Raw genomic sequence first — 26,678 nt, 5'->3', positions numbered from 1 at the left:
AATGAAGAAGGGGCGGGGCATGCGCGTCGTATTCATGGGCACGCCGGAGTTTTCCGTCGCCGCGCTGGAGGCGGTGCATGCCGCGCATGAGGTGGTCTGCGTTTACACGCAGCCGCCGCGCCCCGCCGGTCGCGGCAAGAAGGACCGGCCGAGCCCGGTTCAGGCGCGGGCCGAGGCGCTGGGCCTGACGTTGCGTCATCCGGTGAACCTGAAGGGGGCGGACGCGCAGGCGGAGTTCGCCGCACTTCGGGCCGATGTCGCGGTGGTCGTGGCCTATGGGTTGATCCTGCCGCAGGCGGTGCTCGACGCGCCGGCGAGGGGCTGTCTCAACATCCATGCCTCGCTGCTGCCGCGCTGGCGGGGGGCGGCGCCGATCCACCGGGCGATCATGGCGGGCGACGCCGAGACCGGCGTCTGCATCATGCGGATGGAGGCGGGGCTCGACACCGGGCCGGTGCTGCTCTGCGAGCGCACCGCGATCGGGCCGGAGGAGACGACGGCGGAACTGCATGACCGGCTTTCGGCGATGGGGGCGCGGGCCATCGTCGAGGCGCTGGCGAGGCTCGATGCGCTCGTGGCCGAGCCGCAGCCGGCGGCGGGCGTGACCTATGCCGCCAAGATCGACAAGGCCGAGGCGCGGGTGAACTGGAGCCGCGCGGCAGAGGACGTCGACCGGCAGATCCGTGGGCTTTCGCCGTTTCCTGGCGCCTGGTGCGAGATCGCGGGCGAGCGGGTGAAGCTTCTGCGGTCGCGGCTGGCGACTGGCGCGGGCGCGCCGGGCGCGGTGCTTTCAGGCTTCACCGTGGCCTGCGGGACCGGCGCGGTCGAGATCCTCGAGGCTCAGCGCGAGGGCAAGAAGCCGATGCTGGCGGCGGAGATCCTGCGCGGGCTGACGCTTCCCGACCGGCTTGGCTGAGGCGGTTGCGCTCGGACCCTCGGGTCGTCTGTTGTATGCTTGCCGCCTGTCATGTGCCCGGGCTCCGAGTCGGAGTTCCGGGCAGACCGATAATGGGAGGGGCCGATGAAGACGACCACACGCAACCTTGCCCTCGTTTGGGCAATCCTCGTTCCGACACTGGCCTGGGCGGATGACGGTGCCGCCATCGGGGAACGCAATGCCGCCTTCGAGGCCGCGTTCAACGGCGGCGACGCGGCCGGGGTCGCGGCGCTCTACTCCGCCGATGCGGTGCTCATGCCGCCCGACATGGCCATGGTGAACGGGCGCGAGGGCGCCGAAGCCCTGTGGGCGGGCTTCATCGAGGCGGGGGCCACCGATCTCGACCTGACCACGGTGACGCTCGACCTCGCGGGCGACATGGCCAACGAGATCGGGACGTTCACGCTCTCGGTTCCGGACGGAAACGGTGGCATGCAGTCCGTCGCCGGCAAGTATATCGTTATCTGGAAGCGCGACGAGGCCGGGGCCTGGAACCTTCACTGGGACATCTGGAACGCCGATCCGGCCGGTTGAGCGTCGGAAGCCGGCGCCATTCACTTCCGGCCGGCCGCGCCCCATATTGAAGTGCGTAGCGGGACGGAGGTCGGCATGGCGATTATCGGCTTGATCATCATCGGGGCGGCGGCGGGCTTCATCGCGACCCGGCTGATGGGGATCGAGGCCGATCCGGTCTCGACCGTGGCGATCGGTGTGCTCGGTGCGCTGGCCGGCGGGTTGGTGATCCGGTTCATCCTGATGGTTTCGGGCTGGCTCGGCGGCTTCGTCGGGGCCATGCTCGGCGCGATGGCGCTGATCTGGCTGTGGCGGAGCTACGGGCCGAAGGGCCGCTAGCGGCGCGGCGGGCGCGACTTGTAGACGGGCAGGCTCCAGCCGAAGACCAGGCTCCCGGCGCGGAGCGTGAAGGTCACGCCGGCGCAGGCCAGGAGCGCGAAACTGGTCGGCAGGAATCCTGTCGCGAGAAGCGCGGCCGAGGCGCCGGCAAAGGCGGCGGTGACGTAAAGCTCGCCCTGCTTCAGGACCAGCGGCACCTCGTTGCACACGACGTCGCGCATCAAACCGCCGAAGCAGCCGGTCGCGACCCCCATCAGGAGCACGATCCCCCAATGCTGCCCGAGCGCCAGCGCGACGCCCGTTCCCGCCGGGACCGCGACGGCGAGCGCGCAGGCGTCGAGCCAGGTCAGCACCGTCAGCCGGCTTTCGAAGAGATGGGCGGTGAAGAAGACGAGCACCGCCGCGGCGATGGCGACCGCGACGAAGGCGGGCTCGGCGACCCAGAAGATCGGGTTGCGATCGAGGATCACGTCGCGCAGCGTGCCGCCGCCGACGGCTGTCAGGCTCGCCACGAAGCCGAAGCCGACGATGTCGAGCTGCGCCCGGCTCGCCACCAGCGCGCCGGTCAGCGCGAAGATGAAGACCGAGGCGTAGTCGAGAAGCTCAAGCACCGTCATTGGCGGCCTTCTTCTTCGGCTTGAAGGGCTTCATCCCCGCCCGCGCGAGCTCGTCGGCGCGCTCGTTCTCGGGGTGGCCGGCATGGCCCTTGATCCATTCCCAGCGCACCTTGTGCCGCGCCTGCGCCGCGTCGAGCCTTTGCCAGAGATCGACGTTCTTCACGGGCTTCCTGTCGGCGGTCTTCCAGCCGTTGCGCTTCCAGCCGTGGATCCATTGGCTCACGCCGTTCTTAACATAGGCGCTGTCGGTGATGACGGTGATCACAGAGGCGCGCGTCAGCGCCTCCAAGGCCGAGATCGCGGCCAGCAGCTCCATCCGGTTGTTGGTGGTTTCCGGCTCGCCCCCGTTCAGCTCGCGGGTCCTGAGCACGGTCTCGCCGTCCTTGGCGATCATCAGGACGCCCCAGCCGCCGGGGCCGGGATTGCCGGAGCAGGCCCCGTCGGTATAGGCGAAGAGCTCAGGCATGGCCGCGGACGATGATCCAGGGGTCGGGCGTTCCGGCGAGGCCGGCCTCGACGCCCTCGTCGGTGTCGGTGACGGTGAACCCCGCCGCCGCGAGCAGGCCGAGAAGCTCGTCGCGGCCGAGATAGGTGTAGAACCGGTCGAGCGTGTCGCGCCCCTCGCCGGTGCCGGTCTTCATGCCGATATGGAGGAGGCCACCCGCTGTCAGCGCCCGGTGCAGCGCGGCGAGGTGGCGCGGCAGGTCGGCGCGCGGCGCGTGGAGCAGCGAGAAGTTCGCCCAGATGCCGTCATAGGCCGCGATCGCGTCGATATCGTCGAAGGTCGCCAGCCGGGCGCCGATCGCGTGGCGCGCGTTGGCGAGCGCGACCATTGCCGGGGCGGCGTCGACCGGATCGGGGAGGAGGCCGGCCGCGCGCATGAAGGCCGAGGCATCGGCCGGGCCGCAGCCGAGGTCGAGCACCCGCGCGCCCTTCGGCAGTGCGGCGATGAAGCCTGCGAGGTGCCGGTCGGGGCGCTCCGCGGCGAACCGTGCGGCATAGTCCGCGGCCTTCGCGTCGTAGACGGCCAGGGTACGTTCGTCGGCGCTCATGCCGGTTCCCGCAGCACGCGCGGCACCTTGAACTCGACGCGCTCGCGCGCGGTTTCCACGAGTTCCACGGTCACGTCGAAATGGTCGCGAAATGCGTCGATCACCTCGTTCACCAGCACTTCCGGCGCCGAGGCGCCCGCGGTCACGCCGACCGCGCGGATACCGTCGAGCGCGCGCCAGTCGATATCCGTGGCGCGCTGCACGAGCTGGGCATAGGCGCAGCCCGCGGCTCGGCCAACTTCCACGAGGCGCTTCGAGTTCGAGGAGTTCGGCGCGCCGATCACGAGAAGCGCGTCGATCCTCGCCGCGATCGCCTTGACCGCCTCCTGGCGGTTGGTCGTGGCGTAGCAGATGTCTTCCTTGTGCGGCCCGACGATGGCGGGGAACCGCGCCTTCAGCGCCGCGACGATGCCGGCGGTGTCGTCGACCGAGAGCGTCGTCTGGGTGATGAACGCAAGCCTGTCGGGATCGCGCGGCGCGATCCGCGCCACATCCGCGACCGTCTCGACCAGCAGCACCTCGCCCTCGGGAAGCTGGCCCATCGTGCCGAGTGTCTCGGGATGGCCCTCATGGCCGATCATCACCATCTGGAGCCCGTTCTGGAAATGTCGTTCGGCCTCGATATGGACCTTGGAGACCAGCGGGCAGGTGGCATCGACATAGGTCATCGCGCGCCGCTCGGCCTCGGCCGGAACCGATTTCGGCACGCCGTGGGCGGAGAAGATCACCGGGCGGTCGGCGGGGCAGTCGTCGAGCTCCTCGACGAAGACAGCGCCCTTGGCGCGGAGCCCGTCGACGACGAACTTGTTGTGCACGATCTCGTGGCGCACATAGACCGGCGCACCCCATTTCTCGAGCGCCATCTCGACGATCTTGATCGCGCGGTCGACGCCCGCGCAGAAGCCGCGCGGCGCGGCGAGATAAAGGGTGAGGGGCTTGGGCATGGCAGGGTCCGCGGCTCGACGTGCGCCACAGACCTATGCGGCCCGGCGTCTCGCGTCCAGCCCCGGAAAGATGAAACCGGGGCACGGAGGCCCCGGATCCGTTGTCAGCCGTTGCTCGCGGTCGCTTCCTCGCGCTCGAAGCGGGTCTCGCGCGGGGGGCGACCGATTACCTCGCGGAGCGCGTCGAGCTCGATGAAGTTGTCGGCCTGACGGCGCAGCTCGTCAGCGATCATCGGCGGCTGCGAGCGGATCGTCGAGACGACCGAGACCCGAACCCCCTGGCGCTGCAAGCTCTCGACCAGCGGGCGGAAGTCGCCGTCGCCCGAGAACAGCACGATATGGTCGACGCGCGGCGCAAGCTCCATCGCATCGACCGTGAGCTCGATGTCCATGTTGCCCTTGACCTTCCGCCGGCCCTGGCTGTCGGTGTATTCCTTCGCGGGCTTCGTCACCATGGTGAAGCCGTTGTAGTGGAGCCAGTCGACGAGTGGCCGGATCGGTGAGTAGTCGTCGTTCTCGAGCAGTGCGGTGTAGTAGAATGCGCGCAACAACTTTCCGCGGCGCTCGAACTCCTGACGAAGGAGCTTGTAGTCGATGTCGAATCCGAGTGCTTTGGCGGCCGCGTATAGATTCGATCCGTCAATGAACAGCGCGAGCCGTTCGTCCTTGTAGAACATCAATGGGTCCTCTCAAATATCGCCGCCGATGATCCATTAAACGTTTGGGTGGGCAAACTGGACCTACGACGACGTTCTTCCCCTTGCTTAGGACTTAGACAGAGTGACACAAAAAATGGTATCTGTCCAAAAGGATAGGCTAGCAGCAATCGCGCTCGGAGGCAACGAGCCATCGCCGTCCGGCGATCCGTCCGAAACGCTCGTTTCGGCGCTCCGCGAGATCGCCGGGCGGATCGGACCGCTCGCCGCCGTGTCGCGGTTTTTCCGCACTCCGGCCTTCCCTGCCGGTTCGGGTCCGGACTTCGTCAACGCCGCGGCAATCGTGGAAACCGGCCTCGCGGCAGAGGAGGTGCTCGCCGTGCTGCACGAGATCGAGGCGCGCCACGGTCGCGAGAGGTTGCGGCGCTGGGGCGCGCGCACGCTCGACCTCGACCTGCTGTGGCTCGGCGACCGGATCGCGCCCGATCCGGAGACCCAGGCCGCCTGGGTCGGGCTGTCGCCCGAACGTCAGCGCGCCGAGGCGCCGGACGGGCTGATCCTGCCGCATCCGCGGCTGCAGGACCGCGGTTTCGTGCTGATTCCCCTCGCCGAGATCGCGCCCGGCTGGCGCCATCCGGCGACGGGGCAAAGCGTGGCAGAGATGGCAGATGCCCTGCCGGAGGCCGAGAAAGCGGAGATTTGCCCGCTTTGACAGGGAAACTTCGCTTGTCAAGGGGGAGCGGAGCGCATAAATAGCGGGCTCCATATCTCCCAATCCGATTGGAGCTCCGAATGGCCCGCGTGACGGTTGAAGACTGCGTTGACAAGGTTCCGAACCGGTTCGAGCTGGTGATGCTCGCCGCGCATCGGGCGCGCGAGATCGCTGCCGGCGCCCCGCTCACGATCGACCGCGACAACGACAAGAACCCCGTCGTCTCGTTGCGCGAGATCGCCGACGAGACCCAGACCGCCGGCGACCTGCGCGAGCGCATGATCGAAAGCAACCAGACCCAGATCGAGGTCGACGAGCCCGAGGAAGATTCGATGGCGCTCCTGATGGGTGCCGAGGTCGACCGGCCCGAGGCCGACGATATGTCGGAGGAGAAACTGCTCCGGGCGCTGATGGAAGCGCAGGGGCAGGGCTGAGCCCACTCTAGCCGAGGCGCGCGGACCGGAATGATCGATGTCGAAGACCTGATCGCGCTGGTCCGCAATTACAATCCCCGTACCAATGCCGACCTGATTCGCCGTGCCTACGACTACGGCCGGGAAATGCATGAGGGGCAGAAGCGCCATTCCGGCGAGGATTACTTCTCCCATCCCGTCGCCGTTGCGGCGATCCTGACCGAGCAGCGGCTCGACGACGCCTCGATCGTCACCGCGCTCCTGCACGACACGATCGAAGACACCAAGTCGACCTATGCCGAGATCGAGGAGCGGTTCGGCACCGATATCGCCGAGCTTGTCGACGGCGTCACCAAGCTGACCAATCTGCAGCTTTCGTCCACGGCATCGAAGCAGTCGGAGAACTTCCGCAAGCTGTTCATGGCGATGTCGAAGGATCTGCGCGTCATCCTCGTCAAGCTCGCCGACCGGCTGCACAACATGCGCACGATCAAGTCGCTGCCTCATGAGAAGCAGGTTCGCAAGGCGCGCGAGACGATGGACATATTCGCGCCGCTCGCCGGCCGGATGGGCATGCAGTGGATGCGCGAGGAGCTTGAGGATCTCTCGTTCCGCGTCGTCAACCTCGAGGCGCGCTCCTCGATCATCCGCCGCTTCATCACGCTGCAGAAGGAAACCGGCGACGTGATCCACAAGATCACCGCCGACATTCGCGCAGAGATGGAGAAGGAGGGCGTCGAGGCCGATGTCTTCGGACGGGCCAAAAAGCCCTATTCGATCTGGCGCAAGATGCAGGAGAAGCAGCTCGCCTTCTCGCGGCTCTCAGACATCTACGGCTTCCGGGTGATCTGCCGCAACGAGGCCGACTGCTACCGCATTCTCGGCGCGATCCACCGCCGCTGGCGGGCGGTGCCGGGACGGTTCAAGGACTACATCAGCCAACCGAAATCGAACGGCTACCGCTCGATCCACACGACCGTCTCGGGCCGCGACGGCAAGCGCGTCGAAGTGCAGATCCGCACCCGCCAGATGCACGAGGTCGCCGAGGCCGGGGTCGCCGCGCACTGGTCCTACCGCGACGGCGAGCGGGCGCGGAACCCGTTCGCGGTCGATCCGGCGAAGTGGATCGCTTCGCTGACCGAACGCTTCGACAATGGCGAGGATCACGACGAGTTCCTCGAGAACGTGAAGCTCGAGATGTATTCCGACCAGGTCTTCTGCTTCACGCCGAAGGGCGACGTGGTGCAGCTGCCGAAGGGCGCGACGCCGATCGACTTCGCCTATTCGATCCACACGCGGATCGGCAATTCGACGGTCGGCGCCAAGGTGGACGGCATCAGGGTGCCGCTCTGGACCCGGCTCAAGAACGGCCAGTCGGTCGAGATCATCACCGCCACCGGCCAGCGCCCGCAGGCGACCTGGATCGACATCGTGGTAACCGGGCGCGCCAAGTCGGCGATCCGCCGCAGCCTGCGCGAAGAGGACCGCGAGCGGTTCGTCAAGCTCGGCCAGGAACTCGCGCGCGTCGCCTTCGAGCATCACGGCCGCAAGGCCACCGAAAAGGCGCTCAGGACTGCGGCGAAGACGCTCGGGCTCTCCGACGAGACCGAGGTTCTGGCACGCCTTGGCAGCGCAGAACTGACCGCGCGCGAGGTGATCGAGGCGATCTATCCCGAGCTCGCGACCCAGCCCGTCGAGGAGGTCGACGCCCGCCGCCCGGTCGTGGGCCTGATGGCCGACCAGTCCTTCCGCCGCGCCAACTGCTGCCAGCCGGTGCCGGGCGAGCGCATCGTCGGCATCACCTATCGCGGCCAAGGCGTCGTCGTCCATGCGATCGACTGCCCCGCGCTTGCCGAGTTCGAGGAGCAACCGGCCCGCTGGGTCGACCTGCGCTGGCATTCGGGCCGTCATGCCCCGGTCCATTCCGTCAGCCTCAACCTCACGATTGCCAACGACGCGGGTGTGCTGGGGCGCATCTGCACCTTGATCGGCGAGCAGAAGGCCAATATCTCCGATCTGACTTTCGTCGACAGAAAGCCGGATTTTTACCGTCTTATTGTGGAAGTCGATCTAAGGGATGCCGAGCATCTGCACATGGTGCTGACCGCGCTGGAGGCGGAAAGCGACGTTGCGCAAGTGGAGCGTTACCGCGACCTCGGTCGCAAGCCCTGAGGGGCGGAAGGGGAACGGGAATTGGTCTTCAAGCGCCGCAATCCGAGGTCTTACCTCAGGATCCTAGCCGAGGCCCTGTGGCCGCGCGGCGGCTGGACCCGCGCCTTCCACTACGTCAAGCACCGCGTCCGCCGACTGCCCGACCGCGCCGACCGGATCGCGCGTGGCGTGGGCGCGGGCGTCTTCATCAGCTTCACGCCGCTCTTTGGTCTCCACTTCATCGGCGCGGCGCTTGTTGCCAAGGCGGTTCGCGGCAACATCCTCGCGGCGCTCCTCGGTACCTTCTTCGGCAACCCGCTGACCTTTCCGATTATCGCCTTCACCTCGATGAAGCTCGGTCACCTGATCCTCGGCACCGATTTCGACGAGACCCAGCACGCGACTCTCTTCGGCAAGTTCGCCGATGCGGGCAAGGATCTGAAGCATAACTTCATTGCCATCTTCACGCCGGAGACGACGCGCTGGCACGGGCTCTACAATTTCTGGAACGAAGTGTTCCTGCCCTATCTCGTCGGCGGCCTGCTGCCCGGTATCGTGGCCGGCGTGGCCTGCTACTACCTGTCGGAGCCGCTGATCGCCGCCTATCAGAAGCACCGCCGCAAGCGGCTCAAGGACCGGTTCGAGAAGCTCAAGGCCAAGCTCCACGCCCGCGTCGAGGAGCGGCACGAGAAGGCGGAGCGGGAATCGTAACCGTCACATATCGGCCGTTCACAGCGCGGGGGCGGGCGGTCTAGTCTCGGGCAGGATCAACGAAGGGGAGGACGGCGCGTGGACCATCTGCGGCTTGGCGTGAACATCGACCATGTGGCGACCGTGCGCAACGCGCGCGGATCGGCCTATCCTGACCCGGTGCGCGCCGCGAAACTGGCCGAGGAGGCCGGGGCCGACGGTATCACCGCGCATCTGAGGGAGGATCGCCGCCACATCACGGACACCGACATCGAGCGGCTGATGGAGGCGCTGTCGGTGCCCTTGAACTTCGAGATGGCCGCGACCGAGGAAATGCAGCGGATCGCGCTCCGCCACCGGCCGCACGCGGTCTGCATCGTGCCCGAGAAGCGCGAGGAGCGGACCACCGAGGGTGGGCTCGAGGTCGCGCGCGAGGAGAACCGGCTCGCGCATTTCATCGCGCCCCTGGCCGAGGCCGGATGCCGCGTCTCGATCTTCATCGCCGCCGACGCCGCCCAGATCGAGGCCGCCCACCGGATCGGCGCGGCGGTGGTGGAGCTTCACACCGGCGCCTATTGCGACTTCCACGCCGAGGGGAAGGTCGCCGAGCGCGATGCGGAACTGGCGCGGCTGCGCGAGATGTCGGCCTTCGCCCATTCGCTCGGGCTCGAGGTCCATGCCGGCCACGGGCTGACCTATGACACCGTGGGTCCGGTCGCGGCCTTTCCCGAGGTGCGGGAACTCAACATCGGTCATTTTCTCATCGGCGAGGCGATCTTCACCGGCCTCCAGCCCGCGATCGCGGAGATGCGCCGCCTGATGGACGCGGCGCGGCCCGAGGCATGAAGGCCGTCTGGTACGAGGCGTTCGGCCCCGCGGCCGAGGTGCTGACGGTCGGCGCACTGCCCGATCCCGTGCCGGGGCCGGGCGAGGTGCTGGTGCGGCTCCGCGCCTCGGGCGTGAACCCCTCGGACGTCAAGCTCCGCGCCGGGGCGCGGGCGGGCGCGGTCATGGCCTGGCCGAGGATCGTGCCGCATTCCGACGGCGCCGGCGTGATCGAGGCCGTGGGGGCGGGCGTCGATAGCGCCCGGATCGGCGATCGGGTCTGGATCTGGAACGGCGGTTGGCAGCGGCAGTTCGGTACGGCGGCCGAACTGATCGCGCTTCCGGCCGAGCAGGCGGTGCGGCTGCCCGAGGCGGCGGGTTTCGCCGAGGGCGCCTGCCTCGGCATCCCCGCCATGACCGCCTGGCACGCGGTCTTTGCCGACGGCCCGGTCGCGGGCAAGACGGTGCTCGTCACCGGCGGCGCGGGCACGGTCGGGCGCTATGCCTGCCAGATGGCCGCGCTCGGCGGCGCGCGGGTAATCGCGACCGTCTCCTCTGCCGAGAAGGCCGCGCATTCGACCGCGGCCGAATGGGTCAACTACCGCGACAGCGATGTCGCCGGAGCGGTGATAGAGATGACCGGCGGCGAAGGCGTGGATCGCATCGTCGAGATCGATTTCGCCGCCAACCAGGCGGCGTCGCTCGCGCTCCTGAAGCCCGGCGGCGTGATCGCGACCTATGCCTCGGCCTCCCAGATGCGGCCGGTGCTCGACTTCTATCCATTCATGTTCAAGAACGTCACCCTGCGCATGATCCTCGTCTATCTCCTCGATCCCGCGACGCGGCGCCGGGGCGAGGCGCAGTTGACGGAATGGCTTGAGGCCGGTGCGCTCTCTCACGCGGTCGTGCCCGGGGACGGGCTCGCGGATTGCGCCGCCGCGCATGAAATGGTCGAGGCCGGCACGAAGCTCGGCACCGTGGTGATGGAGTGGGGAGGATGATCCTCGGTATCGGCACGGACCTCGCCAATATCGACCGCATCCAGGCCACGCTCGACCGCTTCGGCGAGCGGTTCCTGAACCGAGTCTTCACGGAGGTCGAACAGCGCAAGGCAGAGCGGCGCAAGGATCGCGCCGGCACCTATGCCAAGCGCTGGGCCGCGAAGGAGGCCTGCTCGAAGGCGCTCGGCACCGGGCTCCGGATGGGGATCTCCTGGAAGGATATGGCCGTCTCGAACCTCGCGACCGGCCAGCCGGTGATGCATCTGACCGGCTGGGCCGCCGAGCGGCTCGCCGAGATGACGCCGCCGGGCCACGCGGCGATCGTGCACGTCACGCTGACCGACGACCACCCCTGGGCGCAGGCCTTCGTGGTGATCGAGGCCCGGCCGGAGGCGGGCGTAACTTGACACCTTCCGCGCGGGCGATCATGTAGCGCGGGGCCAAAACAGGGACAGGCAGGATCATGGCGGCGAAGGCGAAGGCGACCGAGGGGGTCGTCGAGACGATCAAGACGGTATTCTGGGCGCTCGTGATCGCGGGCGTGTTCCGCACGCTGTTCTACCAGCCGTTCTGGATCCCCTCCGGGTCGATGAAGGACACGCTCCTGATCGGCGACTTCCTCTTCGTCAACAAGATGGCCTATGGCTACTCGGCCTATTCCTGCCCGTTCTCGGCCTGCCCGATCTCCGGCCGCCTCTTCGGCTCCGAGCCCGAGCGCGGGGACGTCGTGGTCTTCCGCCATCCTGCGAACGGCGCGGATTTCATCAAGCGCCTGATCGGCCTGCCCGGCGACACCGTGCAGGTGAAGGACGGCGTCCTGTGGCTGAACGGCCAGCCCGTGCCGCAGGAGGATGCCGGCACCTTCGAGGAGATCAAGCAGCCGCAGGGCTCGCAGGGCAATATGCCGCAATGCGCCAACGACCCGGTCGGCCAGGGCGGCACCTGCATCAAGGAGCGCCGGATCGAGACGCTGCCGAACGGCGTGCGCCACGACGTCCTGAACATCCGTAACGGCGCGGCGGACAACACGCCGATCTTCACCGTGCCCGAGGGCCACTACTTCTTCATGGGCGACAACCGCGACAACAGCCAGGACAGCCGTTTCGCGCTGCCGAACGGGGTGGGCTTCCTGCCCGCCGAATACCTGATCGGCCGCGCCGACCGGATCATGTTCTCCTCCGCCGGCCGCTCGCTCTTCTACTTCTGGACCTGGCGGTCCGACCGCTTCTTCAAGGCGGTGGAGTGAGGCTCGGGGCCGACCTTCAGGCCTTCGCGGCCCGGATCGGGCACGACTTCGCGCGCGCCGACCTTTTGGTACGCGCCGTCACCCACGCCTCGATCGCCACGCCGACCCGGCCGGACAACCAGCGGCTGGAGTTTCTCGGCGACCGGGTGCTCGGCCTCGTCATGGCCGAGGCGCTGCTCGCCGCCGACAGGTCGGCGAGCGAGGGCCAGCTTGCCCCCCGCTTCAACACGCTCGTCCGCAAGGAGACCTGTGCCGCCGTCGCGCGTGAGGTCGGCGTCGGCGATGTTCTGAAACTCGGCCGGTCGGAGATGATGTCGGGCGGCCGGCGCAAGGAGGCGCTTCTCGGCGACGCGATGGAGGCGGTAATCGCCGCGGTCTATCTCGATGCCGGCTTCGAGGCGGCGCGCGGCGTGGTCCTGAGGCTCTGGGGAAACCGGATCGGCGCGGTCGAGGCCGATGCCCGCGACGCCAAGACCGCGCTGCAGGAATGGGCCCAGGCGCGCGGCCTGCAGCCCCCCGCCTATACCGAGCTCGGCCGCGAGGGGCCGGATCACCAGCCCGTCTTCACCGTCGAGGTGCGGCTGGCGACGGGCGAGGCCGAGACGGCGCGGGCCGGAGCGAAACGGCAGGCCGAACAGGCGGCGGCAAAGGCGCTTCTGGCGCGGATGGAGAACCCGAATGGCTGAGGCCGAACCCACAACCCGCGCCGGCTTCGTGGCGCTGATCGGAGAGCCGAATGCCGGCAAGTCGACGCTGCTCAATCGCATGGTCGGGGCCAAGGTCTCGATCGTCACCCACAAGGTGCAGACCACGCGCACCCGGATCCGCGGCATCGCGATGGAGGGCGACGCGCAGATCGTCTTCGTCGACACGCCGGGCCTCTTCCGGCCGCGCCGGCGGCTCGACCGGGCGATGGTCGCCGCCGCTTGGGGCGGGGCTGCGGATGCCGATATCGTCGTTCTCCTGATCGAGGCGCATCGCGGGCTGACGCCGGGCGTGCAAGCCATTCTCGACACGCTTCGCGAGCGGATGGGCGAGGGCCAGCGCGTGGCGCTCGCGATCAACAAGATCGACCGGGTCAAGGCCGAGGCGCTGCTGGCGCTGGTGCAGAAGCTCAACGACGCCTATCCGTTCGAGAAGACCTTCATGATCTCGGCCGAGCGCGGCCACGGCGTCGACGACCTGAAGGCCTGGCTCGGCGCCGAGCTGCCGAAGGGCCCGTGGTTCTACCCCGAGGACCAGATCGCCGACCTGCCGATGCGGATGATCGCCGCCGAGGTCACGCGCGAGAAGCTGACACTGCGGCTGCACGAGGAACTGCCCTACCAGCTCACCGTCGAGACCGAGCGCTGGGAGGAGCGCGAGGACGGATCGGCGCGGATCGACCAGATCGTCTATGTCGCCCGCGATGGCCACAAGGGCATCATCCTCGGCCACAACGGTGAGACGATCAAGGCGGTGGGTCAGGCGGCCAGGGCCGAGCTCATGGAGTTCCTCGGCCGGCCGGTCCACCTCTTCCTCCAGGTCAAGGTGCGTCCGAACTGGCTCGAGGAGAAGGAGCGCTATTCCGAGATGGGGCTCGAGTTCAAGGATGGTGACTGAGCCGCGGCTGACCGCGGATTTCTGGGTCCGCGCCTATCTCGCGCGGCTCGGCGCGGCGCATATCCCGGCCTATGTCACCGCGAAGGGCGATCCCACGGCGGGCGCGGTGCTGGTCAAGCTCGCCACGCTCGACGGCAACGGCCGGCTCTACCAGCGCAGCTTCGACCTGATGACGGGCGCCCGCGCCTGGGTCGTGCTGGCCGAGGGGCCCGAGACCGAGGTCGATGCCGCCATCGCCCGCCAGCGCCGCACCGATCCCGATCTCTGGGTGATCGAGATCGAAAGCCGCGAGGGCCGCACGCTTCTGGACGAGGACGGGCTCGCAGACTGATCCCGTCCCTTCATCTTGCCGGAAGTATCCCGGGGGAGCCCCGGACCCGGTCCGGGGCGGGGGCAGCGCCCCCGGCGCGACATGGACAATCGCGCGACGTCCGGGGATAGTTCCCGCACGCTGACGGGAGGGCCGATGGACTGGCGGGACGAGGGCGCACTTCTGTCGGTGCGCGCGCATGGCGAAAACGCGGCGATCATCGAGGTCTTCACCGCCGCGCACGGCCGCCACGCGGGCGTCGTGCGAGGCGGCACCTCGCGCCGGCTCGCGCCGGTGCTGCAACCCGGCGCCCAGCTCGACGTGACCTGGCGCGGCCGGCTCGAGGAGCATCTCGGCACCTTCACCGTGGAGCCGCTGCAGTCGCGCACCGGCCTCCTCGATGACCGGTTGGCGTTGGCCGGTCTCAATTCGGTCTGCGCGCTCCTGCGCTTCGCGCTTCCCGAGCGCGAAGCGCATCCCGGCCTCTACGCCGCCTCGGTGGCGCTTCTCGACCGGCTCGGCGCGGAGCCGGACTGGGTGCTCTCCTATCTGCGCTGGGAGCTCTTGCTGCTCGAGGACCTCGGCTACGGGTTGGATCTCAGCCGTTGCGCCGTGACAGGCAGTCGCGAGGACCTGGCCTTTGTAAGCCCCAAATCGGGCCGTGCCGTGGCGCGGGCGGCGGCGGGGGAATGGGCCGACCGGCTCTTGCCGCTGCCTGCCTGCCTGCTCGGTCAGGGCGGGGCCACGCCGGTGGAGCTGGGGCAGGGGCTGCGGCTCACCGGCCACTTCCTTGAACACCACCTCGCCCACGACCTCGGCACAAGGCCCTTGCCCGAGGCGCGGCGGCGTTTCGTGCAGATGCTCGCCCGTCAGGGCTGAACCTTCTCGAACACCATTTCCGGCCCGTCCGGATCGGACAGGATCAGCATATCGCCCTGCACCTCGGCGAGGCTCACCCGGCCGAAGGCGGCGAAGAACCGGGTCTCCTCGGCGAGCGCGTCGCAGGCGCGCCGCGTCACGGCAAGCGCCTCGGCCTTGAACCAGGGATAGGGCGCGCTTTGCCGGCCCGAGAAGGTGTTGCAGGGCGCCTCGCCCGCGACCTGCCCGGCTTCGGGGAACCGGATCACGGCTCGCGCCGTGAAGGGCGCGCCGTCGATCTCGACCAGCCGCCAGGCCGTGTCGGTCCCGGCATAGCCCGATATCGTCTCGTCGCCCTGGCAGGCGGCGAGGACGGCAAGGGCGGCGGCGGAGGCGAGGGGAAGGCGCATGGCCCGAGTGTTCCGACAAACCCGGCGCCGCCGCAAGCGGTTTCCGGCCCGACCGGTGGCGGAGCGACATCGGTGTCGCATTCGGTCGCGACAACAGGCCCCCGGCTGCGGCTTCTGACCCCGGAGGCTTTCCATGTTTAGTCGCAATATTCCCGACATCCTGCGCCACGCCCGGATTCCCGGCGTGAAGGGATTCGCCGTTCTGAACGGGATCGAGGCCTCGCTGCGCGGACTGCTGGTCTCGATCTGGCCGCTGGTGCTCTACCGGGCGCTCTCCGACGACGCGGCGGCGGTGAGCCTCTATTACTTCGGCATCGGGGTGAGTTCGCTCTTCTTCGGGCTGATGGTGCCCTGGATCGGCCGCTTTCTACCGCGGCGCTGGGTCTATACCGCGGGCGTCGGGTTCTACCTGATCGGCTGCCCGCTCGCGATCCTCGGCGGACCGGTGCTGACCCCGCTGGCGCTTCTGCTCACGAGCCTCGCCACCGTGACCGTTTCCATCTGCACCAATGCCTATGTGATGGACTACATCGCCCGCCACGACCTCGGCCGCGGCGAGTCGCTGAAGATGATCTATGCCGCGGTTTCATGGGCCGCCGGGCCGGTGATCGGCGTGATGCTCTGGAAATACTGGGAGCCGCTGCCGTTCCTTGCCGCGATGGGCTTCGCCGCGCTGCTGCTTGCGACCTTCTGGTACATGCGGCTCGGCAACGGCAAACTGATCACACGCGCCCGCGCGCCGGCCCCCAACCCGCTCGCCTATCTCGCCCGGTTCTTCCGCCAGCCGCGGCTGATCGCGGGCTGGCTCTTCGCGGTGCTGCGCTCCTCGGGCTGGTGGGTCTATATCGTCTACCTGCCGATCTTCTGCATCGAGGCGGGCCTCGGCGACCAGGTGGCGAGCGCCGCCTTCTCGGTCTCGAACACCTTCCTGTTCCTTTCGCCGCGGATGCTGCGCTGGATGCAGCGGCGCGGACTGAAGCGGGCGATCCGGATCACCTTCGCCGCTTGCGCCGCCTGCTTCCTTCTCGCCGCCTTCGGCCAGGTCTGGCCGCCACTCGCGGTGATCGCGCTCTTCACCTCGTCGCTCTTTCTCGTCATGCTCGACGCCTTCGGCAGCCTGCCGTTCCTGATGGCGGTGCGGCCGGCCGAGCGGACGGAGATGTCTGCGGTGTATTCGAGCTACCGCGACGTCTCCGGCATTCTCTCGCCCGGCGTCGCCTGGCTCGTGCTCTTGGCGCTGCCGATCACCGGCGTCTTCGCCGCCTGTGCCGGGGGGCTCGCCTCAATGATCGCGCTGGCCGGGCGGATCCACCCGCGCCTCGGCGAGCCGCGCGGCGCGAAGTCCGAGCAACCCGCCTGAGCCGTCCGGCCGCCCTAGTCGAGCAGCCGCCGCGCGATCACCTGGGCCTGGATCTCGGCCGCGCCCTCGAAGATGTTGAGGATCCGCGCGTCACAGAGCACCCGGCTGATCCGGTATTCCAGCGCGAAGCCGTTGCCGCCGTGGATCTGCAGCGCGTTGTCCGCCGCCGCCCAGGCGACGCGGGCGCCGAGGAGCTTGGCCATCCCCGCCTCGAGGTCGCAGCGCTTGTCGTGGTCCTTCTGCCAGGCCGAATGATAGGTCAGCTGGCGCGCGATCATGATCTCGACCGCCATCATCGCGAGCTTGCCGGCGACCCGCGGGAACTCGATCAGGCTCTTGCCGAACTGCTTGCGGTCCTCGGCATATTGCATCCCGATCTCGAGCGCGGACTGCGCCACGCCGATCGCGCGCGCGGCGGTCTGGATCCGGGCGCTCTCGAAGGTCTGCATGAGCTGCTTGAAGCCCTGTCCCGGCACGCCGCCGAGAAGGTTCTCGCCCTTCACCCTGAAGCCGTCGAAGCCGAGCTCGTACTCCTTCATGCCGCGGTAGCCCAGCACCTCGATCTCGCCGCCGGTCATGCCCGGCGTGGGGAACGGCTCGGCATCGGTGCCCGGGGTCTTCTCGGCAAGGAACATGGAAAGGCCGCGATAGTCGGTCGTCGCCGGATCGGTGCGCGCCAGGAGCGTCATCACATGGGTCCGCGCGGCATGGGTGATCCAGGTCTTGTTGCCGGTCACGACCCAGTCGTCGCCCTCCTTCACCGCGCGGGTCCGCAGCGAGCCGAGGTCCGAGCCGGTATTGGGCTCGGTGAAGACCGCGGTCGGCAGGATCTCCCCGGAGGCGAGCTTCGGCAGCCACTGCGCTTTCTGCGCGTCGGTGCCGCCGCAGAGGATCAGTTCCGCCGCGATCTCGGATCGCGTGCCAAGGCTGCCCACGCCGATATAGCCGCGGCTGAGCTCCTCGCTCACCACCACCATCGACGCCTTGGAGAGCCCGAGCCCGCCGAACTCCTCCGGGATCGTCAGGCCGAAGACGCCAAGATCGGCGAGTTCGGTGATGATCTCCATGGGGATCAGTTCGTCCTTCAGGTGCCAGTCATGCGCGTTCGGCACCACCCGCTCCTCGGCGTAGCGGCGGAACTGGTCGCGGATCATCTCCAGATCCTCGTCGAGCCCGGTCGCGCCGAAGGTCGCCCGGCCGTGATTGTCGCGCATGAGCTGGACGAGCCGCGCCCGCGCCGCCGCGGTGTTGCCGCCGGCGATCAGCGTCGCCGCCGCGCCCTCCGGCGCCCAGGACAGACCGAGATCGGCGAGCCGCGCGGTCTCGCCCTGGCTCATCGGGATGCCGCCGGCGATCTGCGCGAGGTACTCGCCGAACCCGATCTGCAGGATCAGGCCTTCCATCTCGCCGAAGCCGCCCGCCGCCGAGATCCGCCCCGCCCAGGCCCGCATCTGCCGGAGCGATTCGACGTAAGTCGCGAGCCACGAAAGCGCGTGGGCGGCGAACTGGTGGGTCTCGAGTGCCGCGCCGGAAATCTTGCCGTCGCGGCTGACGCGGGCGCGCAATCCGGCGGTGGCCTCGGAAAGAAGCGCCTCGACCGGCGGCAGTGCCGCCTCGGTCAGGGCGAGGAGGTCGGGAAGGGTCACGGCGTTCGGCATCTCGGCTCCGTCATGCGCCATCGGGCGGCTCCTTTTCTGCAGTCGCACCCTCATAGGGATTTTGCAGTCGCAGCGCAATAATAATTCGTGAATGATGCAGGTGCAGCACGAAAGTGTCGCGGGAGAAATCCGGATGCGGGGTCCGCCGCCACACGGTATAGCAGGCGGAGGAGGGCTCCGGCGCCATGATCGGATACGACCTGACCGTACTCGCCATGGCGCTCGCCGTGACGCTCTTCGCCGCTGTGGTGAAGGGCGCGGTCGGCTTCGCGATGCCGATGATCATGATCTCCGGCCTCGCTTCCTTCCTGCCCGCCGACACCGCGCTCGCGGCGCTGATCCTGCCGACGCTCGCGACCAATCTCGCCCAGGCTTTGCGCCAGGGGCCCGGCGCCGCCATCGCGACCACGGTCGAGTACCGCCGCCTGCTGGTCGCGCTCTGCCTCGTCATCCTCGTCGCGGCACAGCTTGTCCCGGTGATGCCGCAGGCGATCCTGCTCGCCACGCTCGGCCTGCCGATCACCGCCTTCGCCCTGTCGCAGCTCGCCGGCTGGCAGCTCCGCTTCGACGCCCACAACCGCGGCCGGGCCGAAATCCTGACCGGCCTCGTCGGCGGCTTCTTCGGCGGCATCTCCGGGGTCTGGGGGCCGCCGACGATCGCGCTTCTGATCTCGCTCGACGTCGACAAGCGCGAGAATGTGCGGGTGCAGGGCGTGGTCTACCTGATCGGCTCGGCGATGCTCCTGGCCGCGCATCTCGGCTCGGGCGTCGCCGACGCGGAGACGCTGTCGCTCTCGGCGCTGCTGACGCCACCGGCGCTTGCCGGGCTCTGGCTCGGCTTCGCCATCCAGGATCGTCTCGACGCGCGCCGGTTCCGCCGCTGGACACTCGTGGTGCTCGCGGCGACCGGGCTCAACCTCGTCCGCCGCGCGTTGACGCTCTGATCTTCTTCATTGCCGAAATACCCCGGGGGGTTGCCATTGGTTGCGCCATTGGTTCAAGCGACCAATGGCGACGGGCAGCGCCCCCACGCCGAGGCCTCAGCCGATCGCCGCCGCCTTCACGTCGGCGTCGATGAACGGCACATACTGCGCGAAGTTTTCGGCGAACATCGCGACGAGTTTCTTCGCCTGCGCATCATAGGCCTCGCCGTCGCCCCAGGTGCGGCGCGGGTCGAGCAGGATGTCGGCCACGCCGGCCACCTTCACGGGCACTTCGAAGCCGAAATTCGGATCCTTGCGGAATTCCGCCTTGGCGAGCGAGCCGTCGAGCGCCGCCGAGAGGAGCGCGCGGGTCGCCTTGATCGGCATCCGCGAGCCCTTGCCATAGGCGCCGCCGGTCCAGCCGGTGTTCACCAGCCAGCAGGTCGCGCCGTGGCCCGCGATCTTCTCCTGCAGGAGCTTGCCGTAGACCTCCGGCCGGCGCGGCATGAACGGTGCGCCGAAGCAGGTGGAGAAGGTCGGCTCCGGCTCGGTCACGCCGCGCTCGGTGCCCGCGACCTTGGAGGTGAAGCCGGACAGGAAGTGGTACATTGCCTGCGCCGGGGTCAGCCGGGCGATCGGCGGCAGCACGCCGAAGGCGTCGCAGGTCAGCATCACGATGTTCTTCGGATGCCCGCCGAGTGCGGTCGCCGAGGCGTTCGAGATGTAGTCGAGCGGATAGGCGCAGCGCATGTTCGCCGTCAGGCTCGAGTCCTCGAAGTCGAGGTCCTTGGTCTCGGCATCGAAGACCATGTTCTCGATCACGGTCGCGAACTTCTCGGTGGTGGCGTAGATCTCGGGCTCCGCCTCGCGGGAAAGCGAGATCGTCTTGGCGTAGCAGCCGCCCTCGAAGTTGAAGGTGCCCTTCTCCGACCAGCCATGCTCGTCATCGCCGATGAGCGTGCGCGAGGGATCGGCCGAGAGCGTGGTCTTGCCGGTGCCGGAGAGGCCGAAGAACACCGCGGTGTCCTCGGGCCTGCCGATCGCGTGGTTGGCCGAGCAGTGCATCGCCATCACGCCCTTGCCGGGCAGGATGTAGTTCAGGAGCGTGAAGACCGACTTCTTGTTCTCGCCGGCATAGGCGGTGCCGCCGATGAGGATCACCTTCTTGTCGAAGTTGAGCGCGATCACCGTTTCCGACCGGCAGCCATGGCGCTCGGGATCGGCCTTGAACGACGGGCAGTTGATGATGGTGAATTCGGGGACGAACGTGTCGAGCTCGGCGCGCTCGGGACGGCGCAGCAGGTGGCGGATGAAGAGCCCGTGCCAGGCCAGTTCCGTCACCACCCGGACGTCGAGCCGGTGCTCGGGATCGGCGCCGGCATAGAGGTCCTGCACGAAATAGTCGCCGCCCTTCATGTGGGCGATCATGTCAGCGTGGAGCTGGTCAAACGCCGCGGGCGCCATCGGCTTGTTGTTTTCCCACCAGATCGAGTCCTCGACCGAGGCGGTGCGCACCACGAACTTGTCCTTGGGCGACCGGCCCGTGTGCTTTCCTGTGGTGACGAGGAACGAGCCGCCCTTGCCGAGCGTGCCCTCGCCGCGTTTCAACGCCACCTCGACCAGCGCCGGCTCGAGGAAGTTGTAATAGACGTTACCGAGCCCCGCGATGCCCTGGTCTTCCAAGCGGTGCGAGGGGTTCACCCGTCCATTTGTCATATGCATGCTCCCGATGCCGTCGCGCGGCGATAACTGGGTTCGAATGTGCACGCGCCCCGGCCTGTCGGGGCGCCGGCCAGACCCCGGCGCGGGGTCGACGCGGCCCCTATATCATGTCGCTAGAAGCTTGGAACAGAAGGCATAGTACGGTTTAGCGCCACCAATTCGGGTTTAGCGCAATCATGCGCGCCCCGGCGGCGGCGAAACGGCGGATATGTCGAAAACTGCGGCAGATCGGTCAGTTTCGTGCTTTTTCCGTCGCGCCTGATTCGCCCTTGCCGCGCCGATTCGCACATATCGGTTGCGTCGCGCGCCCGGAAATCGGACTATGGACCATAAAACAAGGCAATTGAGAGCAGAATAAGGAAATGAACATGTCGAGGATCGCTCTGGTCGACGACGACAGGAATATCCTGACGTCGGTCTCGATGACGCTGGAAGCCGAGGGCTTCGAAGTCGAAACTTACAATGACGGACAATCCGCGCTGGACGCCTTCAACAAGCGCCTGCCAGACATGGCCGTGCTGGACATCAAGATGCCGCGGATGGACGGGATGGACCTTCTCCAGCGGCTCCGGCAGCGGACGTCGATGCCGGTCATCTTCCTGACCTCCAAGGACGACGAGATCGACGAGGTGCTGGGCCTTCGGATGGGGGCTGACGACTACGTCAAGAAGCCGTTCTCGCAGCGGCTCCTCGTCGAGCGGATCCGCGCGCTCTTGCGCCGGCAGGAGGCGATCGCGACCGGCGAGGTGGCGACGACCGAGGAAACCAAGATCATGACGCGCGGCAGCCTCGTCATGGACCCCCTGCGCCATTCGGTGAGCTGGAAGGGCCGCGACGTGGCGCTGACGGTGACCGAATTCCTGCTTCTGCAGGCGCTTGCCCAGCGGCCTGGCTTCGTCAAGAGCCGCGACCAGCTGATGGATGTGGCCTATGACGACCAGGTCTATGTCGATGACCGCACGATCGACAGCCACATCAAGCGGCTGAGAAAGAAGATGCGGACGGTGGATGACGAGTTCAGTGCGATCGAAACTCTTTATGGGATCGGGTATCGTTACAACGAAGAATGAACGCCGCCACGGGGAACATCTTGCGCGACCAAGCTGAACCTCGCCGCGCGGATGTGGTCCTTGGCGAGGACTGGATCGCGCCCGACGGAATCGTCGATTCCGAGATCCGCGCCGGTCGCGAGCGGCGCGGCCTGATCTCGCTCAATCGCTCGCCGCTTGCCCGCAAGATCATCACCTTCAACCTGATGGCGATGATCGTCCTGGTCGGTGGCGTACTCTATCTCAACCCGTTTCGCGACAGCCTCGTGCTGCAGCGGGAAAGCGGTCTCGTCGCGGAGACGCAGTTGCTCGCCGACGTGTTCGAGGCGCAGCTGCCGCAGACCGGCCCGATCAACCTTGCCTCCGGAGATGGCATCGACGCGCACCGCACCGTGAGTGGGATCGAGCTGCCTGAGGGCGCCGAGATCTTCGTCTTCGACACGATGGAGAACCTCGTCGTCTCGACCGTCGGCATGGAGCGTCCGGTGCCCGAAGAGGTCGCGGGGCTGAGCCGCGATCACCGCTCGACCCTGATCACCGACATCCTAAACACGGTCTGGGAGGCGATCGCCGGACTGCTCGCCCCGGAAGGCACGGAGGAAACAATATTCGCGACCGAGGACAAGGCACGCGATCTCGTCCCCGGCGCACTTGCAGGCGAGACCCAGATCCACACCGGCCGCGATTCCGCCGGCGCGGCGATCTTCACCGTAGCCACGCCGATCCGCAACGGCGACACCGTGATCGGCGTCGTCGCGCTCACTTCCGTCGCCGGTGAGATCGACCAGCTCGTCCGGGTCGAGCGCGAACAGGTTCTGCAGATGTTCGTGATCGCGATTCTGGTGTCGATCGGCCTCTCGCTGGTCCTTGCCTCGACGATCGCCAACCCGCTTTCCGATCTTGCCGCCGCCGCCGAGCTCGGCCGCGACAAGAATGCCCGCAAGATGAGCCCGAACCGGGTGCGCATCCCCGACCTCACCGCGCGACCCGACGAGATCGGCCGGCTGTCGGGCGCGATGCGTGGCATGGTCGCCGCGCTCTACGAGCGCATCGAGGCGAACGAGCAATTCGCCGCGGACGTCGCCCACGAGATCAAGAACCCGCTCGCATCCTTGCGCTCGGCGGTAGGCACGCTGCACGTCGCCAAGCGCGACGACCAGCGCGAGAAACTTCTGCATGTCATCGACCATGATGTCCGCCGGCTCGACCGGCTGGTCAGTGACATCTCCAACGCCTCGCGGCTCGACAGCGAGCTTGTGAAGGAGGAGGAGGAGACCTTCAACCTGCTGAAGATGCTGGGGAACCTCACCGAGTACCTTGGGCAGGAGGCGAAGGCCAGGGGTGTCGATTTCATCTCCGACCTGCCGGCCGAGCCGATCGTCATCCAGGGCCTCGAAGGCCGGCTTGCGCAGGTCTTCGTCAACCTCATCACCAACGCCATCTCGTTCTGCCAGCAGGGCGACGCGGTCCGGGTCTGGGCGCGCAAGCGCGAGAACCGCGTGCTCGTGGTGGTCGAGGACACCGGGCCCGGCATTCCCGACCAGGCGCTGACCAAGATCTTCAAGCGTTTCTATTCCGAGCGCCCTGAAGGTCAGTTCGGCGAGCATTCCGGCCTCGGCCTCGCGATCTCCAGGCAGATCGTCGAGGCGCATGGCGGCGTGATTTGGGCCGAGAACATCCGGCCCACCGATGCGGATCTCACCTCCGACCCGCTCGGCGCGCGCTTCGTCGTGGGCTTGCCGATATGAGTGGCGAGGGGGCAGAGGGCGTCATCCTTCACGCCGGTTGCGTCGCGCTGAACGGGCGGGGTGCGCTGATCCTCGGCCCTTCTGGCTCCGGCAAGTCGGCGCTGGCGCTGCAGCTCATGGCCTTTGGCTGCGACCTCGTCAGTGATGACCGCACCTTGGTCACGGTGCGCGAGGGCACACTCGTCGCCACCTCGCCGCAGCCGATCCGCGGCCGGATCGAGGCGCGCGGAGTCGGTCTGCTCGCTGCCGAGCCAGCGTTGGACGCCGAACTTGCGCTCGTCGTCGATCTCGCGCATCTGGAGCCCGAACGGCTGCCGCCATGGCATGTGCACGAGGTGCTTGGAATCGAGCTGCCCCTTCTTCACAGGGTCGAGAGCCCCCATTTCCCTGCGGCGATCCTGCAATATCTTAAGGCAGGGCGTGCTGCGTAACGGAGTAACGGGTGAAGACCGACGGACATAGCGCACAGGCCGGCCAGCGCGTGGTGCTGGTGACCGGCCCCTCCGGCGCCGGGCGCTCGACAGCGATTCACGCGCTCGAGGATCTCGGGTACGAGGTCATCGACAACCTGCCCCTCAGCCTCATCCCCCGCCTCATGGACGGCCCGCCGTTGAACCGCCCCGTTGCGCTCGGCATCGACGTGCGCAACCGCGATTTCTCGGCCAACGCGCTGATCGAACTGATCGACCGGCTGACGCGGTTGCCGGAGCTTGCGCCCGAGGTGCTCTATCTCGATTGCCGGGAGGAGGAATTGGTGCGCCGCTACGGTGAAACCCGGCGGCGCCATCCCCTGTCCGGCGCCGAGAGCCCCGCCGAAGGTGTCAGGAGCGAGATCGACCTCCTGATCCCGATCCGGGCACGGGCCGAGATCCTGGTCGATACCAGCGATCTCACGCCGCATGACCTCAAGGCGGAGATCACCCGCTGGTTCGCGCCCGGCGCCGATGCGCGGCTTTCGGTCTCGGTTCACTCCTTCTCCTACAAGCGCGGGGTGCCGCGCGGGCTCGACATGATGTTCGACTGCCGGTTCCTGCGGAATCCCTACTGGGAGCCCGAACTGCGCACCCGCGATGGCCAGGATGCCGCGGTCGCCGCCTTCGTCGAGGCCGATCCGCGATTCGCCGAGTTCTTCGCGCGGATCCGCGACTTCCTGCTCCTGGTGCTGCCGGCCCATGTCGAGGAGGGCAAGAGCCACCTGGTGATTGGGTTCGGATGTACCGGAGGGCAACACCGCTCCGTTGCCGTGGCGGAAAAGATGGCCAAGGCGCTTGCGGCTTCCGGATGGCAGGTGTCTAAGAGGCACCGTGAATTGGAACGTCGGGCGGGTGGGTCGCCTGGAACTTGGCAGGGTGAGAGGGCGTGATCGGGATCGTGATCGTCGCACATGGCGGACTGGCGCGGGAATATCTTTCCGCGGTCGAGCATGTCGTGGGCAAGCAGCCCGGCATGCGCGCCATCGCGATCGAGGACGACCATGACCGCGCCGCCAAGCAGGCCGAGATCCGCGCTGCCGCCGACGCCGTCGATACCGGCGACGGGGTGGTGGTGGTGACCGACATGTTCGGCGGCTCGCCCTCCAATCTCAGCCTCGGCGCCTGCCTGCAGGACGACCGCCAGATCCTTTATGGCGCCAACCTGCCGATGCTGATCAAGCTGGCCAAGTCGCGCCATCTCAGCGTGCCGCAGGCCGCTGCCTCCGCGCTCGATGCGGGACGCAAATACATCAATACCTACGTGGGTTCTGGGCAGGGCGGCAAATGAGCGCGGACACGGCGGCGGGGCGCAGCCTGAAGATCGTCAACGAGAAGGGCCTGCACGCCCGCGCCTCGGCGAAGTTCGTCGAGGTGGTGGAGGCGCATGACGCCTCGGCCGAGGTGAGCCGCGACGGGATGAGCGTCTCGGGCGATTCGATCATGGGGCTCCTGATGCTCGCGGCCTCCAGGGGCACTTCGATCGAGGTCACCACCTCCGGCAACGAGGCGGCGAAACTCGCCGATGCGCTGGAGGCGTTGGTTGCCAACCGCTTCGGCGAGGATTACTGAGCCCGGATCGGCACCGGAGGACATGCGGATCTTGGACGACCGACGCAAGACAGTGACGACCCCGCCCGAATCCAAGCCTTACGAGATGCGGCGGCTGTCCTATGCTGGCACCTTCAAGAACCCGGTCAAGGCGGGCACGATCCGCACCATCGAATGGATGACCGGCAAGCTCCACCTCCTGCGCAAGATCCGCGCGTTCGAACGCTCCGGAGTGCCCTTCGGCCAGCCGTTCTGGCCCAAGGCGATGGCGGCGATGGGGATCGAGATCCGGACCCCGGCCGAGCAGATCGCCCGGATCCCCCCGACCGGCCCGGTCATCGTGGTGGCCAACCATCCGCACGGGCTCGTCGACGGCATGGTGATGGCCGAGCTGATCGGCCGGGTGCGGACCGACTACAAGATCCTCACCCGCTCGCTCCTCACCGGCATCCCGGAGATCGAGGAGTTCCTGATCCCGGTGCCGTTCCCGCACGAGGACAATGCCCGCGAGCTGAGCCTCGACATGCGCAACCGCTGCATGGCGCATCTGAAGGCCGGCGGCGTGATCGTTCTCTTTCCGGCCGGCAAGGTCGCGACGACAAAGGGCTTCTTCGGCCCCGCGATCGAGCCGGAATGGAACCCCTTCACCGCGAAGATGGCCACGCGTTCCGGCGCGACCATTCTGCCAATCTACTTTCCCGGCGAGAACACGCGGCTCTACCACGTCGCCGACAAGATCTCCGCGACGTTCCGACAGGGGCTGCTGCTGCACGAGATTCGTCGCGCGCTCTACAAGCCGCAGTCGCCTGTGATCGGCCACCCGATCCCGCCCGAAGTGGTAAGAAACTGGGCGGGCGACACCCGCGGGATGCTCGCCTGGCTGCGCGAGACGACCCTCGCGCTGAAGGACTAACCCGATCG

The 26,678-nt window shown here is 67.8% G+C and carries 32 protein-coding genes; 24 read left to right on the top strand and 8 right to left on the bottom strand.

What is annotated here, in order from left to right:
- The first annotated feature begins 19 nt into the window (after nt 1–19).
- From fmt to OEZ60_RS10775, 3 genes are all read left to right on the top strand, one after another.
- Entirely contained in the window at nt 20–916 is an 897-nt protein-coding gene (fmt, locus tag OEZ60_RS10785; protein ID WP_263335882.1) for a methionyl-tRNA formyltransferase, read from the top strand.
- A gap of 105 nt (nt 917–1,021) precedes the next feature.
- Nucleotides 1,022–1,471 (top strand): YybH family protein, encoded by a 450-nt coding sequence (locus OEZ60_RS10780; RefSeq protein WP_263335879.1) that lies wholly within the window; start codon nt 1,022–1,024, stop codon nt 1,469–1,471.
- A gap of 75 nt (nt 1,472–1,546) precedes the next feature.
- Nucleotides 1,547–1,789, top strand: a complete 243-nt coding sequence (locus OEZ60_RS10775) for a GlsB/YeaQ/YmgE family stress response membrane protein (RefSeq protein WP_263335876.1) — start codon at nt 1,547–1,549, stop codon at nt 1,787–1,789.
- On the opposite strand, the gene OEZ60_RS10770 is transcribed toward OEZ60_RS10775, so the two are convergent.
- The 5 genes from OEZ60_RS10770 to OEZ60_RS10750 form a co-directional block, all read right to left on the bottom strand.
- Complete coding sequence (locus OEZ60_RS10770; RefSeq protein ID WP_263335874.1) at nt 1,786–2,406, bottom strand: trimeric intracellular cation channel family protein; 621 nt, start codon at nt 2,404–2,406, stop codon at nt 1,786–1,788. The genes OEZ60_RS10775 and OEZ60_RS10770 overlap by 4 nt on opposite strands.
- Nucleotides 2,393–2,872 (bottom strand): ribonuclease HI, encoded by a 480-nt coding sequence (gene rnhA / locus OEZ60_RS10765; RefSeq protein ID WP_263335872.1) that lies wholly within the window; start codon nt 2,870–2,872, stop codon nt 2,393–2,395. Before rnhA ends, OEZ60_RS10770 begins: the two co-directional genes overlap by 14 nt.
- Nucleotides 2,865–3,458: a class I SAM-dependent DNA methyltransferase gene (locus OEZ60_RS10760; RefSeq protein WP_263335869.1), complete on the bottom strand. Its 594-nt coding sequence runs from the start codon at nt 3,456–3,458 to the stop codon at nt 2,865–2,867. The genes rnhA and OEZ60_RS10760 overlap by 8 nt, the downstream gene beginning before the upstream one ends.
- Nucleotides 3,455–4,402, bottom strand: coding sequence for a 4-hydroxy-3-methylbut-2-enyl diphosphate reductase (ispH, locus tag OEZ60_RS10755; RefSeq protein WP_263335866.1), 948 nt, complete (start codon nt 4,400–4,402; stop codon nt 3,455–3,457). The genes OEZ60_RS10760 and ispH overlap by 4 nt, the downstream gene beginning before the upstream one ends.
- A 104-nt stretch (nt 4,403–4,506) precedes the next feature.
- Entirely contained in the window at nt 4,507–5,079 is a 573-nt protein-coding gene (locus OEZ60_RS10750) for a LabA-like NYN domain-containing protein (protein ID WP_263335864.1), read from the bottom strand.
- A gap of 115 nt (nt 5,080–5,194) precedes the next feature.
- Between OEZ60_RS10750 and folK the strand changes: the two genes are divergently transcribed.
- The 12 genes from folK to recO all read left to right on the top strand — a co-directional run bounded on the left by folK (nt 5,195) and on the right by recO (nt 14,887).
- Entirely contained in the window at nt 5,195–5,770 is a 576-nt protein-coding gene (gene folK / locus OEZ60_RS10745; protein WP_263335861.1) for a 2-amino-4-hydroxy-6-hydroxymethyldihydropteridine diphosphokinase, read from the top strand.
- 80 nt (nt 5,771–5,850) lie between these two features.
- A complete protein-coding gene (gene rpoZ / locus OEZ60_RS10740; RefSeq protein ID WP_263335858.1) occupies nt 5,851–6,204 on the top strand; it encodes a DNA-directed RNA polymerase subunit omega in 354 nt (117 codons plus the stop codon).
- A gap of 30 nt (nt 6,205–6,234) precedes the next feature.
- Entirely contained in the window at nt 6,235–8,355 is a 2,121-nt protein-coding gene (locus tag OEZ60_RS10735) for a RelA/SpoT family protein (RefSeq protein WP_263335855.1), read from the top strand.
- 21 nt (nt 8,356–8,376) lie between these two features.
- Nucleotides 8,377–9,045 carry a DUF2062 domain-containing protein gene (locus OEZ60_RS10730; protein WP_263335853.1) on the top strand — a complete coding sequence of 223 codons (669 nt, stop codon included), beginning with the start codon at nt 8,377–8,379 and terminating at the stop codon, nt 9,043–9,045.
- A 78-nt stretch (nt 9,046–9,123) separates the two neighbouring features.
- On the top strand, nt 9,124–9,870 hold the full coding sequence (locus OEZ60_RS10725; RefSeq protein WP_263335851.1) for a pyridoxine 5'-phosphate synthase: 747 nt from the start codon (nt 9,124–9,126) through the stop codon (nt 9,868–9,870).
- Nucleotides 9,867–10,850 (top strand): NADPH:quinone reductase, encoded by a 984-nt coding sequence (locus OEZ60_RS10720; RefSeq protein ID WP_263335849.1) that lies wholly within the window; start codon nt 9,867–9,869, stop codon nt 10,848–10,850. The genes OEZ60_RS10725 and OEZ60_RS10720 overlap by 4 nt, the downstream gene beginning before the upstream one ends.
- On the top strand, nt 10,847–11,257 hold the full coding sequence (gene acpS / locus OEZ60_RS10715) for a holo-ACP synthase (RefSeq protein ID WP_263335847.1): 411 nt from the start codon (nt 10,847–10,849) through the stop codon (nt 11,255–11,257). The genes OEZ60_RS10720 and acpS overlap by 4 nt, the downstream gene beginning before the upstream one ends.
- Before the next feature lie 56 nt (nt 11,258–11,313).
- Nucleotides 11,314–12,096 (top strand): signal peptidase I, encoded by a 783-nt coding sequence (gene lepB, locus OEZ60_RS10710; RefSeq protein ID WP_263335845.1) that lies wholly within the window; start codon nt 11,314–11,316, stop codon nt 12,094–12,096.
- Entirely contained in the window at nt 12,093–12,782 is a 690-nt protein-coding gene (gene rnc, locus OEZ60_RS10705) for a ribonuclease III (RefSeq protein WP_263335843.1), read from the top strand. Before lepB ends, rnc begins: the two co-directional genes overlap by 4 nt.
- Nucleotides 12,775–13,698 carry a GTPase Era gene (era, locus tag OEZ60_RS10700; protein ID WP_263335840.1) on the top strand — a complete coding sequence of 308 codons (924 nt, stop codon included), beginning with the start codon at nt 12,775–12,777 and terminating at the stop codon, nt 13,696–13,698. Before rnc ends, era begins: the two co-directional genes overlap by 8 nt.
- Nucleotides 13,688–14,029 (top strand): DUF1491 family protein, encoded by a 342-nt coding sequence (locus OEZ60_RS10695; RefSeq protein WP_263335838.1) that lies wholly within the window; start codon nt 13,688–13,690, stop codon nt 14,027–14,029. The genes era and OEZ60_RS10695 overlap by 11 nt, the downstream gene beginning before the upstream one ends.
- A gap of 135 nt (nt 14,030–14,164) precedes the next feature.
- Nucleotides 14,165–14,887: a DNA repair protein RecO gene (gene recO, locus OEZ60_RS10690; RefSeq protein ID WP_263335837.1), complete on the top strand. Its 723-nt coding sequence runs from the start codon at nt 14,165–14,167 to the stop codon at nt 14,885–14,887.
- Here the strand turns inward: recO and OEZ60_RS10685 are convergent.
- Complete coding sequence (locus OEZ60_RS10685) at nt 14,878–15,276, bottom strand: META domain-containing protein (protein WP_263335834.1); 399 nt, start codon at nt 15,274–15,276, stop codon at nt 14,878–14,880. The genes recO and OEZ60_RS10685 overlap by 10 nt on opposite strands.
- Nucleotides 15,277–15,409: 133 nt before the next feature.
- Between OEZ60_RS10685 and OEZ60_RS10680 the strand changes: the two genes are divergently transcribed.
- Nucleotides 15,410–16,636 carry an MFS transporter gene (locus tag OEZ60_RS10680; protein ID WP_263335833.1) on the top strand — a complete coding sequence of 409 codons (1,227 nt, stop codon included), beginning with the start codon at nt 15,410–15,412 and terminating at the stop codon, nt 16,634–16,636.
- Between the two features lie 14 nt (nt 16,637–16,650).
- Here the strand turns inward: OEZ60_RS10680 and OEZ60_RS10675 are convergent, their stop codons facing one another.
- A complete protein-coding gene (locus OEZ60_RS10675; RefSeq protein WP_263335831.1) occupies nt 16,651–18,315 on the bottom strand; it encodes an acyl-CoA dehydrogenase family protein in 1,665 nt (554 codons plus the stop codon).
- A 164-nt stretch (nt 18,316–18,479) separates the two neighbouring features.
- Here OEZ60_RS10675 and OEZ60_RS10670 point away from each other — a divergent pair, with 164 nt between their 5' ends.
- Entirely contained in the window at nt 18,480–19,238 is a 759-nt protein-coding gene (locus OEZ60_RS10670) for a sulfite exporter TauE/SafE family protein (protein ID WP_263335829.1), read from the top strand.
- A 96-nt stretch (nt 19,239–19,334) separates the two neighbouring features.
- Here OEZ60_RS10670 and OEZ60_RS10665 read toward each other — a convergent pair whose 3' ends face one another.
- Nucleotides 19,335–20,933, bottom strand: a complete 1,599-nt coding sequence (locus OEZ60_RS10665; RefSeq protein ID WP_263335827.1) for a phosphoenolpyruvate carboxykinase — start codon at nt 20,931–20,933, stop codon at nt 19,335–19,337.
- Nucleotides 20,934–21,307: 374 nt separating this feature from the next.
- Between OEZ60_RS10665 and OEZ60_RS10660 the strand changes: the two genes are divergently transcribed.
- The 7 genes from OEZ60_RS10660 to OEZ60_RS10630 all read left to right on the top strand — a co-directional run bounded on the left by OEZ60_RS10660 (nt 21,308) and on the right by OEZ60_RS10630 (nt 26,670).
- Nucleotides 21,308–22,009: a response regulator transcription factor gene (locus tag OEZ60_RS10660; RefSeq protein ID WP_263335826.1), complete on the top strand. Its 702-nt coding sequence runs from the start codon at nt 21,308–21,310 to the stop codon at nt 22,007–22,009.
- Nucleotides 22,006–23,736, top strand: a complete 1,731-nt coding sequence (locus OEZ60_RS10655; protein WP_263335824.1) for a sensor histidine kinase — start codon at nt 22,006–22,008, stop codon at nt 23,734–23,736. The genes OEZ60_RS10660 and OEZ60_RS10655 overlap by 4 nt, the downstream gene beginning before the upstream one ends.
- Complete coding sequence (locus tag OEZ60_RS10650) at nt 23,733–24,167, top strand: HPr kinase/phosphorylase (protein WP_263335822.1); 435 nt, start codon at nt 23,733–23,735, stop codon at nt 24,165–24,167. Before OEZ60_RS10655 ends, OEZ60_RS10650 begins: the two co-directional genes overlap by 4 nt.
- 11 nt (nt 24,168–24,178) lie before the next feature.
- Nucleotides 24,179–25,099: an RNase adapter RapZ gene (rapZ, locus tag OEZ60_RS10645; RefSeq protein WP_263335821.1), complete on the top strand. Its 921-nt coding sequence runs from the start codon at nt 24,179–24,181 to the stop codon at nt 25,097–25,099.
- Nucleotides 25,096–25,497 (top strand): PTS sugar transporter subunit IIA, encoded by a 402-nt coding sequence (locus OEZ60_RS10640; RefSeq protein WP_263335819.1) that lies wholly within the window; start codon nt 25,096–25,098, stop codon nt 25,495–25,497. Before rapZ ends, OEZ60_RS10640 begins: the two co-directional genes overlap by 4 nt.
- The gene (locus OEZ60_RS10635) at nt 25,494–25,778 is read left to right on the top strand and encodes an HPr family phosphocarrier protein (protein ID WP_263335817.1); all 285 of its coding nucleotides are present in this window, start codon (nt 25,494–25,496) and stop codon (nt 25,776–25,778) included. The genes OEZ60_RS10640 and OEZ60_RS10635 overlap by 4 nt, the downstream gene beginning before the upstream one ends.
- 85 nt (nt 25,779–25,863) lie before the next feature.
- A complete protein-coding gene (locus OEZ60_RS10630) occupies nt 25,864–26,670 on the top strand; it encodes a lysophospholipid acyltransferase family protein (protein ID WP_263336146.1) in 807 nt (268 codons plus the stop codon).
- The last annotated feature ends 8 nt before the right edge of the window (nt 26,671–26,678 follow it).

Origin of the sequence: Albidovulum salinarum, from assembly GCF_025673475.1 — a bacterium.
Classification (GTDB): domain Bacteria; phylum Pseudomonadota; class Alphaproteobacteria; order Rhodobacterales; family Rhodobacteraceae; genus Albidovulum; species Albidovulum salinarum.
The sequence above is the reverse complement of the archived record's forward strand: the minus strand, read 5'-3'. Positions and strand labels throughout refer to the sequence as shown.

Coding starts and splice junctions, on each gene's coding strand:
- fmt (WP_263335882.1), top strand. CDS start 20: ATGCGCGTCGTATTCATGGGCACGCCGGAGTTTTCCGTCGCCGCGCTG.
- OEZ60_RS10780 (WP_263335879.1), top strand. CDS start 1,022: ATGAAGACGACCACACGCAACCTTGCCCTCGTTTGGGCAATCCTCGTT.
- OEZ60_RS10775 (WP_263335876.1), top strand. CDS start 1,547: ATGGCGATTATCGGCTTGATCATCATCGGGGCGGCGGCGGGCTTCATC.
- OEZ60_RS10770 (WP_263335874.1), bottom strand. CDS start 2,406: ATGACGGTGCTTGAGCTTCTCGACTACGCCTCGGTCTTCATCTTCGCG.
- rnhA (WP_263335872.1), bottom strand. CDS start 2,872: ATGCCTGAGCTCTTCGCCTATACCGACGGGGCCTGCTCCGGCAATCCC.
- OEZ60_RS10760 (WP_263335869.1), bottom strand. CDS start 3,458: ATGAGCGCCGACGAACGTACCCTGGCCGTCTACGACGCGAAGGCCGCG.
- ispH (WP_263335866.1), bottom strand. CDS start 4,402: ATGCCCAAGCCCCTCACCCTTTATCTCGCCGCGCCGCGCGGCTTCTGC.
- OEZ60_RS10750 (WP_263335864.1), bottom strand. CDS start 5,079: ATGTTCTACAAGGACGAACGGCTCGCGCTGTTCATTGACGGATCGAAT.
- folK (WP_263335861.1), top strand. CDS start 5,195: ATGGTATCTGTCCAAAAGGATAGGCTAGCAGCAATCGCGCTCGGAGGC.
- rpoZ (WP_263335858.1), top strand. CDS start 5,851: ATGGCCCGCGTGACGGTTGAAGACTGCGTTGACAAGGTTCCGAACCGG.
- OEZ60_RS10735 (WP_263335855.1), top strand. CDS start 6,235: ATGATCGATGTCGAAGACCTGATCGCGCTGGTCCGCAATTACAATCCC.
- OEZ60_RS10720 (WP_263335849.1), top strand. CDS start 9,867: ATGAAGGCCGTCTGGTACGAGGCGTTCGGCCCCGCGGCCGAGGTGCTG.
- acpS (WP_263335847.1), top strand. CDS start 10,847: ATGATCCTCGGTATCGGCACGGACCTCGCCAATATCGACCGCATCCAG.
- lepB (WP_263335845.1), top strand. CDS start 11,314: ATGGCGGCGAAGGCGAAGGCGACCGAGGGGGTCGTCGAGACGATCAAG.
- era (WP_263335840.1), top strand. CDS start 12,775: ATGGCTGAGGCCGAACCCACAACCCGCGCCGGCTTCGTGGCGCTGATC.
- OEZ60_RS10695 (WP_263335838.1), top strand. CDS start 13,688: ATGGTGACTGAGCCGCGGCTGACCGCGGATTTCTGGGTCCGCGCCTAT.
- recO (WP_263335837.1), top strand. CDS start 14,165: ATGGACTGGCGGGACGAGGGCGCACTTCTGTCGGTGCGCGCGCATGGC.
- OEZ60_RS10685 (WP_263335834.1), bottom strand. CDS start 15,276: ATGCGCCTTCCCCTCGCCTCCGCCGCCGCCCTTGCCGTCCTCGCCGCC.
- OEZ60_RS10680 (WP_263335833.1), top strand. CDS start 15,410: ATGTTTAGTCGCAATATTCCCGACATCCTGCGCCACGCCCGGATTCCC.
- OEZ60_RS10675 (WP_263335831.1), bottom strand. CDS start 18,315: ATGGCGCATGACGGAGCCGAGATGCCGAACGCCGTGACCCTTCCCGAC.
- OEZ60_RS10670 (WP_263335829.1), top strand. CDS start 18,480: ATGATCGGATACGACCTGACCGTACTCGCCATGGCGCTCGCCGTGACG.
- OEZ60_RS10665 (WP_263335827.1), bottom strand. CDS start 20,933: ATGACAAATGGACGGGTGAACCCCTCGCACCGCTTGGAAGACCAGGGC.
- OEZ60_RS10660 (WP_263335826.1), top strand. CDS start 21,308: ATGTCGAGGATCGCTCTGGTCGACGACGACAGGAATATCCTGACGTCG.
- OEZ60_RS10655 (WP_263335824.1), top strand. CDS start 22,006: ATGAACGCCGCCACGGGGAACATCTTGCGCGACCAAGCTGAACCTCGC.
- OEZ60_RS10650 (WP_263335822.1), top strand. CDS start 23,733: ATGAGTGGCGAGGGGGCAGAGGGCGTCATCCTTCACGCCGGTTGCGTC.
- OEZ60_RS10635 (WP_263335817.1), top strand. CDS start 25,494: ATGAGCGCGGACACGGCGGCGGGGCGCAGCCTGAAGATCGTCAACGAG.
- OEZ60_RS10630 (WP_263336146.1), top strand. CDS start 25,864: ATGCGGCGGCTGTCCTATGCTGGCACCTTCAAGAACCCGGTCAAGGCG.